12 protein-coding genes and 1 pseudogene are annotated in these 11,793 nt (G+C 56.0%); 3 read left to right on the top strand and 10 right to left on the bottom strand.

Features of this window, described 5'->3' with window-relative positions; translation table 11 throughout:
- Position 1: 1 nt before the first annotated feature.
- From QY332_06505 to QY332_06550, 10 genes and pseudogenes are all read right to left on the bottom strand, one after another.
- Positions 2-958 carry a nucleoside hydrolase gene (locus tag QY332_06505; protein WKZ37584.1) on the bottom strand — a complete coding sequence of 319 codons (957 nt, stop codon included), beginning with the start codon at positions 956-958 and terminating at the stop codon, positions 2-4.
- A gap of 49 nt (positions 959-1,007) precedes the next feature.
- Complete coding sequence (gene rbsK / locus QY332_06510) at positions 1,008-1,928, bottom strand: ribokinase (GenBank protein WKZ37585.1); 921 nt, start codon at positions 1,926-1,928, stop codon at positions 1,008-1,010.
- Positions 1,929-1,958: 30 nt separating this feature from the next.
- Positions 1,959-3,014: an alpha/beta hydrolase gene (locus QY332_06515; protein WKZ37586.1), complete on the bottom strand. Its 1,056-nt coding sequence runs from the start codon at positions 3,012-3,014 to the stop codon at positions 1,959-1,961.
- A gap of 2 nt (positions 3,015-3,016) precedes the next feature.
- Complete coding sequence (gene recF / locus QY332_06520) at positions 3,017-4,222, bottom strand: DNA replication/repair protein RecF (protein ID WKZ37587.1); 1,206 nt, start codon at positions 4,220-4,222, stop codon at positions 3,017-3,019.
- 54 nt (positions 4,223-4,276) lie between these two features.
- Positions 4,277-4,813, bottom strand: a complete 537-nt coding sequence (gene def / locus QY332_06525; GenBank protein ID WKZ37588.1) for a peptide deformylase — start codon at positions 4,811-4,813, stop codon at positions 4,277-4,279.
- A 60-nt stretch (positions 4,814-4,873) separates the two neighbouring features.
- Complete coding sequence (locus QY332_06530; GenBank protein WKZ37589.1) at positions 4,874-6,673, bottom strand: cyclic nucleotide-binding domain-containing protein; 1,800 nt, start codon at positions 6,671-6,673, stop codon at positions 4,874-4,876.
- Positions 6,674-6,685: 12 nt separating this feature from the next.
- Positions 6,686-7,195, bottom strand: a complete 510-nt coding sequence (locus QY332_06535; protein WKZ37590.1) for a redoxin domain-containing protein — start codon at positions 7,193-7,195, stop codon at positions 6,686-6,688.
- Positions 7,196-7,247: 52 nt separating this feature from the next.
- Positions 7,248-7,673, bottom strand: coding sequence for an NAD-binding protein (locus QY332_06540; GenBank protein WKZ38463.1), 426 nt, complete (start codon positions 7,671-7,673; stop codon positions 7,248-7,250).
- Positions 7,659-8,138 (bottom strand): annotated as a pseudogene (locus tag QY332_06545) (NAD(P)-binding domain-containing protein). Before QY332_06545 ends, QY332_06540 begins: the two are co-directional and overlap by 15 nt.
- Before the next feature lie 120 nt (positions 8,139-8,258).
- Entirely contained in the window at positions 8,259-8,981 is a 723-nt protein-coding gene (locus QY332_06550; protein WKZ37591.1) for an SIMPL domain-containing protein, read from the bottom strand.
- 110 nt (positions 8,982-9,091) lie between these two features.
- On the opposite strand from QY332_06550, the gene QY332_06555 reads away from it, so the two are divergent.
- The 3 genes from QY332_06555 to QY332_06565 all read left to right on the top strand — a co-directional run bounded on the left by QY332_06555 (position 9,092) and on the right by QY332_06565 (position 11,771).
- The gene (locus tag QY332_06555) at positions 9,092-10,258 is read left to right on the top strand and encodes a DNA double-strand break repair nuclease NurA (protein ID WKZ37592.1); all 1,167 of its coding nucleotides are present in this window, start codon (positions 9,092-9,094) and stop codon (positions 10,256-10,258) included.
- 86 nt (positions 10,259-10,344) lie between these two features.
- Positions 10,345-10,938: a hypothetical protein gene (locus tag QY332_06560; protein ID WKZ37593.1), complete on the top strand. Its 594-nt coding sequence runs from the start codon at positions 10,345-10,347 to the stop codon at positions 10,936-10,938.
- A 92-nt stretch (positions 10,939-11,030) separates the two neighbouring features.
- A complete protein-coding gene (locus tag QY332_06565) occupies positions 11,031-11,771 on the top strand; it encodes a class I SAM-dependent methyltransferase (protein ID WKZ37594.1) in 741 nt (246 codons plus the stop codon).
- The last annotated feature ends 22 nt before the right edge of the window (positions 11,772-11,793 follow it).

Here is an 11,793-nt window from a genome sequence, read left to right on the forward strand (position 1 = left end):
GTCAGTCTGAAATGGAACGGCTGAGCGTTTCCATCCTCCCGACGAATAATTCAACAAAATCTCGACCGCGTACATCCAGTGCAACTTTCATATTGGCGGGCTTCTTCGAGACCTTCATGAAGTCCGCGAAGGTCTTGCCGGTCGAGATGCCGCCCGAAATATCCACATCCACATAATGTTCTTCAATGGAGAGCAGTTCCGGTGCGATGACCGCCGCGAGCGTGAGCGGATCGTGCATGGCGCAGCCGCTAAAGCCTTCATATTTCATATAGAATTCCATGTATTGCGCCGTCGCCTCGCAGACAAATCTTGCAATGGGGGAGTCGATTTTGTTCAACCGTTCCACATCCTCCGATGTGAGCAGGCATTTGTAGGTGACATCCAACGGGATCAGCGTGATGGGAATGTCCGCATGAAAAACAACATGCGCGGCGTGCGGGTCTTCGTGGATGTTGAACTCCGCCAGCGGCGTGATGTTTCCGCCCGAGCGGATCGCCCCGCCCATGATGACCAATTCCTTCACGGCTTTTGCAAAATGAGGTTCCTTGCGAATGGCGAGGGCGATATTGGTCAAAGGGCCGATGGGGAAGATGTTCAGTTCATTTGGCTCGGCAAGCACACGTTCGATCAAATAGTCAACCGCATGCCCCTCAATGGGCCTGGACTTTGGCTGCGGCAAATCCGCCCTGCCAATTCCGCTGGTGCCGTGCACGGCCTCCCCCGAATTGTGCGGAGATTTGATCATGGGGTGTGAGTATCCCTGCACAACAGGAATATGGCTGGCATGTGCAAGTTCCAGCACAGACAGCGCGTTGCGTGTGGCCTTCTCGATGGGCACATTGCCCTGCACGGTGGTGAGGGCTTCGAGTTGGATTTCAGGCGACGCAAGCGCAAGCAGGAACATAAGCGCGTCGTCCACGCCGGGGTCGGTGTCGATGATGATTCGGGTTGGCGTCATAAGATCCTGTAGGGGCAGGCTTTCCCTGCTGGGAGGGATAACCCCGCCCCTACGCGATGAATCTTTCCACTTCTTCCTTTGTCGGCAGGGAGGGTTGTGCACCGGGTTTGGTTGCGGCGAGCGCGCCGCACGCGCATCCGTAACGGACAGCCGCCTGCATGTCACTTTGCGGCACAGGGCTGTCTGACTCCAGGAGTTTTGCGGCAAACCCGCCGATGAAGGCGTCGCCGGCGGCGGTGGTATCCACCACATCCACTTTGAACGCATCCACATGTGCCGCCTGTGAGTCTGTCACAAGCAAGGCGCCTTTGCTGCCCAGTGTCACAATGACCGTTTTTACCCCGCGCTTCAATAATTCCTGCGCGGCAAGTTCAGCGGATTTTTGGTCCGTGACCGGCATGTCTGTCAGTAAAGCCAGCTCGCTTTCGTTTGGGACGAGAATATCCACGCTGGCGAGCAATTCACCGGGAATCTGGCGGGCAGGCGCGGGATTAAGAATGACCGTCGTGCCTTTGGCTTTGTATCGCTTTGCGGCGTGCAAAACCGCGTCCATTGGAATCTCGAATTGTAAAAGTAAAATCCTTGCATCCGGTGCAGAAGCCGCATCCTGCGCTGTCACCTTGCCGTTTGCGCCCGGCGAAAGAACGATGCTGTTCTGCCCGCTCTCCTCCACGAGGATGATGGCAGTGCCCGTGGCTGAATCTGCAGCGCTGACATGCGAGGTGTCCACGCGATTCGATCTGAGATTATCCGCCAAAAGGGGGCCGAAATTATCCCGCCCGACCCGCCCGACCATGGCGACGCTTGCGCCCTGTCTCGCGGCGGCGACGGCCTGATTGGCGCCCTTGCCGCCGGGGATGGTCAGCAGGTCTCCCCCGCTGATGGTTTCGCCGGGCTGGGGAAAGCGGGGCACACGGACGACCAGATCTGCATTGAGCGAACCGATGACGAGGACATTGTGGTTTGGCATGTCTGGCATGCGGGCAATTTTACCCCATCGTTATCTTGTCACGCCAAATGCCGTGTCAAAAAATTTGACCATGCGTGCCGTATATTCTTCCGTTCTCACAAAGGGACCATCGCAGTGCGTGGCTTCGTGGATGATCCAGGCCTGCGCATTGGAGCCGGCCAGTTCTGCAAAGCGCAGGGTGAATAACTCCGCTTCACTGCCAACGACGGGACGTTCTCTCCCACCGCCGACGAACACCACCGGGCGTGGTGCGATGTCAGGAAGTACTTCAATCATGGGCGGGGGCGCTTCGATGCCGAGTTTGACGGTGTACATCCAATCCAGCAGATAATTTCCAGCAATTAGCAGCGCCATGATAGGATTCTTCGGTAAGGGTAAATCCTGTGCGCGGACGGTGGAATTGCCATCACCCCAAATTGCGCCAAGTTCAGGATAAAGCGCGGCACTGTACACAACGATGTCCGCGCCGGTAGAGCATCCCGCCGCACCGATTTTCTCGCCTGCCTTGCGCGACTGGATGAACCGAATCGCCGCCCTCACATCCCGCGTATCCTCCCAGCCGTAGGAGCGGTATTCCCCCGTGCTTTCGCCGCTGGCGCGCTCGTCATACATCAGGACGCCATAGCCTGCGTTCACAAGTTTTTCCGCGTGCCAGATCATCCCCATGCGATTGCCGCCATAGCCGTGGAGCAGAATAATGGTCGCATCATTTTGTGAAGGGACAAGCCAGCCGGCAAGCGTGATGCCATCTTCGCTTGAAAATGTGATTTCCTCCACCTCAAAGCCCAAATCGGGGGGGATGGTCACTTCGCTGGGCGTGGGCGCAGTTTCCATATACACAGACAGCAGGGTGCGTTCGATGGTGATGAAAAGCGCCACTCCGACAAATGCTCCAAGCCCCACACCAAGAATACGAAGAATATATTTTGTGTAATGGGAGATTTTGCCGTTCAGGGTTTCAGGAAGATTAGGTTTCCCTGCTTTTTCCTTTGCCTTTGCCGTGCGCCATAATTTGTAAATGATGAAAGAAAAGAACAGAAAAATGACTGCCAGTTCGCCAATCACCCAGTAATAATAGATATTCACGCTTATCTCCTCGGTGTGACCACCCCGCCTTGCACATCCCAGACCTGAGTATTAAGTACAAACTCCGGCGAGAACAACGTCAGGTCTGTCGTCGTAAACAGGACCTGCTGGTCTTCATTTACATATTTTAATAAATCGGCGCGGCGGTTTGCATCCAGCTCGGCCATCACTTCATCCAGCAAAATGACGGGCCATTCGCCCGTGCGTTCCTTCATCCATTCCACTTCGGCGAGTTTCAACACCAGCAGCGTTGTCCGCATTTGACCGCGTGAGCCGTAATTACTCACGTCCGCCTTGTTGATGACGAAACGCAGATCGTCGCGGTGCGGTCCAATGGTCGTCACGCCGCGTGCGATCTCCTCGCCGCGAATCTGTTCCAGGCGCGCCAGAAAACCGCTTTGAATTTCATCCAGTTCAATGGCTGAACGGTCAATCGCAGTATCCAGTTTCAAGCCCAGCTGTCCATCCGGCTTTGGCAATGGATCGTAGGCCGGTTCATAGGCAAGGCGCAGGATCTCGGTCCCGCGGGTCAGTTCGTGATGGATGCGCGCAGCGAGTCGCTCGAGCTCCCGCACCGCCTGGATGCGCCACAAAATGATCTGCGCCCCGAACCTGACCAGCGCCTCATCCCAGACTTCAAGCTGGTCCCTGTTCCCCATGCCTTCATTCAACGCCTTGAGCAGTGCATTGCGCTGTGTGAGCGCCTGGTTATATTCGCCCAGCACGCGCGCATACGCGGGGACCGCCTGCGCAAGGGCAAGGTTTAGGTAGCGGCGGCGCTCGTCGGGCCCGCCTTCGATGATCTGTGACATCTGCGGCACGAAGATGACCGCATTGAAATGACCGATGACGTCATTGACATGACGCTTGGCGCCGTCCAGCAGAATTTCCTTTCGCAAACGCTGACCGTTCACGCCTGTTGGTTCCAGAATAAGCCGCGCTTCGAGGCGGTGCTTCGTTTTGCCGCGTTGATAATCCGCCACAAGGCGCGTCACCGCCAGCGGATTCTTTGCCTCGTGGATATTTACAATCTGCCGGTCCGCATGCGTTTGAAAGGAGGTGAACGCCGCCAGAAAATAGATGGCTTCCAGCACGGAAGTCTTTCCCTGTGCATTCCTGCCTGCCAGCACAACAGCCCGCCGTGGAAGTTCTGCATCCAGGCGGGTGAGGCTGCGAAAGTTGGTGAGGGAAAGATGGTTTAGATGCATGTCGAAAGTCGAAGGGTATCGGTCGCAAGTTCGACTTTTGACCTTCGACCGATTTTAGTCCAGCGGGGTTTCATCCTCTTCACTTGGTTTCCAAACGCGGGTGGCGTGGTCGGTGAAGAGCACGCCGTTCAAATGGTCGATCTCATGCTGGAAGATGCGTGCCATCCAGCCGCTGACTTTATGTTTCACGGGCTGACCATGGCGGTTGAGCGCCCTGACCTGAAGCGACTCATGCCGTTCCACCTCCCCGATCAAGCCGGGGATGGAGAGACAGCCCTCCACGCCCACTACTTTTTCCTCCGAAACCCTGGTGATCTCAGGGTTGATCAAGACGTACAATTTCCTGGGCTTGGGCGGCGCATCCTCATTCTCTTCTTCGTCGTCGTCATCCTCGTCTTCTGTATATTCGATGACCGTCAGCTGCAGGGGGATGTTCACCTGCGGTGCGGCAAGCCCAACGCCCGGGGCGTCACGCATGGTCTCGATCATGTCGTCTATCAGGGTCTGCAGGTCTTTATCGATATTTTTTACCGGTTTTGCCTTGCGCCTTAAAATGGGATCCGGCAGATGTACGATTTTTCTTAATGCCATACTTCCTATGTCCTCTTTGTTTTGTGCTGCCTCTGAGGTTGCCGTCCCAGCCGGCGCCATCTATCCTTCCATGCCGTCCATGGATTGGTCATCCAGTATGTCGTCCAGCCCGTCAAGGTCTTCGCTTAAATCCTGCCCCGCCGCCTTTCTGAGTCTGGTCAGCTCATCTATATCCGCCTCTTCCGGCACGTTGAAATCATTGCGGTTTTGATGATAGGACACCAGCCATGTCGCCATGCGCTCGCGTTCCACAGCGGCAGCCTCCTCGTTCTTTTTGGCGATGCGCGCCATGCGGCGGCGGTTGATGTCCGCCTGCACACCGGCCGGGTCGAGCACATCCTGGAAGGAAAGTTTTGTGCCGCCCACGACGATATATACCGTGCCGTAGTTAAATAAATAGCCCACGATGCCAATGCGTTTGTATTCGGTGCTGAGGATGTTCTCGATCTGGGCGGTGCGGCGTTCCTCCGTGCCGAGCGGTGTTTTATCGATATCCATGATCTCTTCGGGCGTCACCATAAAGGTGTCGTTGTTCCAGTCTATGTATTCCCAAACCATCCAGCCGATGAAGGGCAGCATCAGGAGCGGGATCGCGACGACGACCGTATCGGGGCGGAAGCCGCCCGTTTCGAGGAATTCCACAACTGCCCGGGTCGGGTCGACTGCCAGATTCCAGATGCGTGAGATCATCAACCCAAGCAGGATCAGGAAGAAGATCAGAGGGCGCGCCAGCTGCTGCAGCAATACGATCCAGTGTTTATGGTAGATCACCGTCCCGCCGTCCTCCGTGCGCAGTTTGAACAGGTTGCCCAGCACAATGCTGAGCAGGCCCTTTTTTTGTATTTCCTTGTCTTCGGTTACGATGACGGGGGGCAGTTCATCCTCCATCGTCTTTTGCACGGTCATGCCCAGTTTCGCACGGATGGCGTTCTTCATCGCATCCTTTTGCGCCTGGGTACCCTTTGATTTCGTGCGCTCCCAGAGTTCGCGGATCATATCCGCCGCCTGATTGGGGTGGTCCACATAATCGAACTTGATGTTGCCAACGAAGGTGCGCACCGCCACATTGCCGTAATCCAGCGTGCGGCCAATGATGTCCGTTTCCACATTGACCGAGAGGATGGTGCTGAGCGGCGCCTCCTGACGGCTGTCGTAGATGCCGATCACACGCTCCACCCAGACCACGCGCTGGTTGGTCACAATGTAATAATCGTTGCTCCAGTCAATGGCCACCCAGACCGCCCATAACAGAATGGCGATCAAAAGCAGCCCGCCGACGGCAACCGGCGTGACCGCATTGGATACAAACGCCCATGCAAAAAGTGCAATGGGGAGGAAAAGCGCAAAAAACGGTGCCAGCAGCACCTGATACAGCCGGATCCTGTGCCGGCGTGCAAGGAAATAAATGACCTCCTTGGGACCCAGCCATTTGAACATGGTGGCGCGCGCCAGTTTGCGGCTCTTGATGGCCACCTGGAAGTTCGGCTTCAGCCTTTCATACCTTGCAAGCAGGATTTCAAAATCCTGGCGCGAGAGAAACAGGAGAGTCGTCTCTTCCACGGTTCGGATCGTTGCGGAACGGTTGCGGTGTTCGAACAGGGCCTCTTCGCCGAAATAGTCCCCCGCCGTCAGCCAGGCCAGAAAGTCCTCGCCTTTTTCGCGCGGGCGCGTCACTTTGATCTTGCCCTTATAGATCATGTAAAAACCGTCAGGCTTTGCGCCGATTTCGAAAACCACCGTATCCGCGGGAAGCGTGCGCTCCTCCAGCTTCAGGGCAATACTTTCAAGTTCTTCATCCTTCAGACTGTGGAAGAGATGAATCCTGTCCAAAAATCCGGCGCGGTGTTTGTTTTCTATCACGGTTTTATTCTATCAAACTTCACGCACAATCGCGCAGCCGTAGGCGGGGGATTCCGCCAGCGCGGGCAAATGCCCTTCGAGGAGCGATTCAACCGCCTCGTCCAGAAAGAAGCGGGTGGGAGTCCGCTGATGAAACGTGACATCATCCACAGCGCCGCGGTAACGCAGGATGCCGTCGCGGTCGATCACAAAGACATGCGGAGTGGTCTGTGCGTCGAAAAGATCTGCGACGCGGCAATCCGCATCCAGCAGGACCGTGGGCAGGCGGCGCGCTTCGGATGTTTTCTTCACATCTTCGAGTTTTTCGTTTCGGTTCGATGCAATCGACAGCAGCACGACAGCGCTCCCCCATTTGGTTAGTTTTTCGAGGATGGCGTTATCCGCCCGCTCCGAATGCGGACATTCGCACGACCAAAAGTTGACGATGACGATCCTGCCGCGCTGGTCGGACAGGCGGTGGAGGCTGCCGTCGAGATCGGGCAGTTCGAAGTCGGGGACGGGAAAACCCAGTTGTAAAGTCATAAGGTTGGCAGGTTTGAAGGTTCAACGTTCCAACATGCAAACGTTCAAACGTTCAAACGATCTCCACTCCCGCCAATTTCTCGATGATTCCCACCACGGCGGAATTATCCAGTTCGCCCATGCCCTGCTGAATCATCTGCTGGAAGAATTTGGTATTCTCCTCGGCCGCCGAAATCGGAATGTCGTACTCCTTCGCGGTGTCCAGTACGATGCCCATGTCTTTCAATTGCATGTATGCCTTGAAGCCGGGGTTACGATTTCCTTCAAATAGACGAGGCGGTTTGACGTCCAGCGTCCAGCACTGGGCAGCGCCGCCCTTGATGGCCTCCACCACCTTGCGCGGGTCCACGCCCGCCTTCTTCGAGAAGACCAGCAGTTCGCCCATCGCCACCATCTGCGCGGCGACCATGATCTGGTTGGCGGCTTTTGCCACCTGCCCCGCGCCGGCCTCGCCGACGTGGGTGATGGTCTTGCCCATGGCTTGAAAAACAGGCATTACTTTTTCCAAGGCTTCCGTCTCGCCGCCGACCATGATGGTCAGCGTGGCGTTCTTTGCGCCAATATCCCCGCCGGAGACCGGCGCATCGAGCGAAAATATGCCTTGTGTCTTCAGCTTCTCCGCGATCATACGGGCGGAGGCCGGCTTGATGGTGGAGTTATCCACGAAGACCAGCCCGTCGTGTGCGCCTGCCATGATTCCGTTTTCATCGAGGGCCACCTTTTCCACGTCAGGCGAATCAGGCAGGTTGGTGAAAACCACGTCCACTTGCTGGGCAACTTCGGCGGGGGATGAGGCGCGAGTCGCCCCTTCCGCGACGAGCTCATCCACTGCCGCCTGTGAGCGGTTGTGGACGACGATGGGAAAACCCGCTTTGAGGATATTCCGCGCAATGGACTTGCCCATCAATCCCAGACCGATATATCCGACTCTTAACATGAAGAGACTCCTTGAGTGAGAATGATGGGATTATAACCGCCCCCTCCGTCGCTAACGCGACAGCTCCCCCAAATGCGACGAACTTCAGTCGCATTTGGGGGAGCTGGATGGGGGCAGGGAATTGACTTACTTGATCGTGTAGGTCATGTTGACGGTCACACTGATCGCCAGTTGTCCGGGCTGGATCGGCACTGCCGCGGTTTCCATCGCTGCACCGCCGCCGCCGCCCTTGCCTTCAAAGTAGGGATACGGGCTGGCATCGTAGTAGCTGATGGTTTGGATGTCGGCGAGGCTCAGTCCAGCGGCTTCCGCCAACCCGTTCGCTTCATTCTTCGCATCCTCCACAGCCTTGGTGCGGGCTTCCTCGGTTGCTTCCGCCTTGTCCTCCACATCGAACTGGATGCTGTAAATGCTGTTCGCGCCAGCGCTGATGGCCGCATCCAGCAGGTCGCCCAGTTTGTCGAGGTCGCGCACGGTCACGTTGACCGTGTTATCCACCACATAGTTCGTGCCGATGATCTGACCCATTGGGTCATACTGCTGGTTCGACCAGATGCTGAAGTTGGTGGTGCGGATGTCCTTCGCGTCCACGCCGAAGTCCTTGATGGCTTCGATCACCGCAGTGGTCTGCGTCTTGTTGACATCGACCGCCTCGGCGGCATTGTCGCGCTGGGTGTTCACACCGACGTTGATGTAGGCGATATCGGGGGTCAGGTACACCACACCGAGTCCGCTTACGTTCAACGTGCGCAGGTTTTCAGGGGCGGCCTGGTTGATGGTGGTGGGCCCGCAGGCGCTCAGGACGAGGGCCAGGGCCAGAATTACAAAGGCAATAAATTTGGTACGCATTTTAATCTCCTTGAGTAGTGTTTGTCCATTTCAAGACGCTGCAGGTTCCAAAAAGTTCCTTACCATTTTATCCCCTTTGGGGTAAAATTTTGCACAAATGTTCTAATCCCATGCCCATAGATTATCAGCAGATCCACGAAACGATACAGGAGATCGGCAGGGGCGCCCTCGAGCGGAAAAAGACCCTCGAAGAGCGCCGTGCCCTTGCGCGGAATTTGCTCGCCGGCTTCAGTTCTGAATTGGACGCCCTGCGCTCCAAAGCGGATGCCGCCAGGGGAGCGGACTCCCACATCCGCTGCGCGGTGCCGCTGAATGAGGCGCTCGCATCCTCCCACCCCGTGTCTGCATCGTCCCCGGCCACGCTCATCGCCGCGGACGGCTCGCAGATCGTCCCGAACCGTCACGATGCGCTGCAATATTATGTCATCAATGTCGGCGCAATTGCCATGCAGATCGGTTCTGGAAATACGCCCGAGGTAAAAACCGACACCGAATTGCGTATTCTGGATGAGTTCGACGATACTTTTTTCAGCGAGGGACAGATCGCCTTGCAGCGCGATGTCGCCGAACGCAGGAAACTGCTGGAAATGGCGGAAAATTATTCAGGTACGATCATTGCGTTGACAGAAGGTCAATTGGAATTATGGGGTTCCGTGGATCATGAAAATGCGAGGGAGTTCGAGAAAAGTTTGCAGGACTACTTGAACGTTCTCGAACAATTGCAGAAAAAGAAGATCATCGCAGGCGGATATGTGGACAAACCCGGGGCCAACTGGTTCGTGAAACTGCTTGAAATCGCAGGCACCCCGCCCGATGAATTGAAGAACGTCCGAAAAAATCGTTTATTGGCAGGTGTGACCGACCTGTGGCTGTTCAGCCAGATCCTCGGCGGGCATGAACGGTCGGCGGTCTTTGCGCTGCAAGCCAAATCCGCCGAGAAATACAAAGGTGCGCTTGCCATTCATTTCTTTTATCTCAACGTTGGCGATAAAAAACATCCCAAGATCGCGCGCGTGGATATACCGCTTTGGGTGGCGGAAAACCCGTCCATGTTGAATGGCTTGCATGCAGTCCTGGTCGAACAATCACGAATCATGGGCAACGCGCCGTTCCCATATTTATTGCACCGCGCCCATGAAATTGCCGTGGTCACCCACCGTGAAAAAGAGGAGATCGACAGGATGCTTGCAAGGGAGATCCTTGCAAATGGCGGCGAGCTTGGCGAAAAGTCCGGCAAGCAGTCGGCAAAGGATTTGCAGGGCAGAACAAGAAGATAATGTCGTAGGGGCGCGGTCCCCGCGCCCTTTTATGATTGCCACACACATTGGGCGGGGAAACCCCGCCCCTACGGAGAATGTAATTCATGACACAACCAATCGAGATCGGACGCTTACTTCGCGCAGGGACAACGGGCTTCATCGCGGGCTGCCGCGTGAACCAGTTGAGCATGCCTTCGTTCGGGGCGCTGGTGCGCGCGCCGTTGGGGGATGGGTATCAGGTCTATGGACTGATCCACGATATCCACATCGACGATGATGGGCTGGTGCGCCAGTTGGTGACGGCGGATAACGTCAGCGAGGAAGTGATGAAGGACAACCGCGAACGGCGCATTGTGCCCGTGGAGATGTCCGTGCTGGCGGTGGGGTATGAGCAGGATGGAAGAATCCATCACCTGCTGCCGCCGCGTCCGCCGCTGAGTTTGGATGTGATCTATTTGTGCGAGGATAAGGATTTGGCACGGTTTACAGAGCGGTTCGGGTATTTCCGTCATATCTTGAATGGCAAGGATGTGCCTGTGGGTGAAGTGCTCGCGGCGCATATTTTGCAGGCAGGGAAAGCTAGGGGTGCGGAGGGTGCGCGATGGATCGAGTCCGCGACGCAGGAAGTGATTACGTTATTGCGGGATGATTACCCGACGCTGGTGAGTGTATTGGGCGCTTTGGCGGATGTTTCTTGATTTTAGATTTGTGATTGGTGATTTTAGATTGGTTCCCGGCTGAGCGAGTACTCCAAAGGATGAGAGTAATTTGTGATCTTGAAAGGAACTCAATGACCGACATTTTCTTTGAACTGCACAAAGACCTGCCGCGTGAAGGTCCTGGCGATGAGGCTTCGACGCTTAAGGCGTTTGGGATGATGGAGGGGTTGCGGTCCAATCCGCGCATGTTGGATGTGGGCTGTGGTCCGGGGATGCAAACCATTGATCTGGCAAAACACACTGGCGCAAGCATTCTGGCAGTTGATACGCACCAGCCATTTCTCGACGAACTGCAAAGGCGGGCGGAACGGGCCGGGCTGGCAGAGCAGATCACCGTCCAGAATGAATCGATGTTTGAGTTGGGATTCCCCGAAAACAGTTTCGATGTCATCTGGTCGGAAGGTGCGATCTACATCATGGGCTTCGAGGCGGGGTTGAAGAAGGTGCATCCGTTGTTGAAGGCGGGTGGGTATGCGGCAATGACGGAACTTTCATGGTTCAAGCCGAACCCGCCGGAGGAAGTTTTGCGCTTTTGGCAGGAGGGGTATCCCGGCATGGACTCGGTGGAGGGCAACCTGCTTGCAGTGGAGCGGGCGGGTTATCGTGCGGTGGGACATTTCTCTCTGCCTGACTCAAGTTGGTGGGACCCTTATTTCAACCCGCTGAAGGAACGGATCGCCATGCTGCGTGGGAAGTATCCGCAAGACCCCGAAGCGCGGCGCGTACTGGATGAGCAGGATCTGGAGATGGAATTCTTTCACAGGTATTCGGATTATTTTGGGTATGAGTTTTATGTGATGCAGAAGGGGTGATTGGATTTTAGATTGGAGATTG

It is taken from the genome of Anaerolineales bacterium (genome assembly GCA_030583885.1).
Lineage (GTDB): Bacteria > Chloroflexota > Anaerolineae > Anaerolineales > Villigracilaceae > Villigracilis.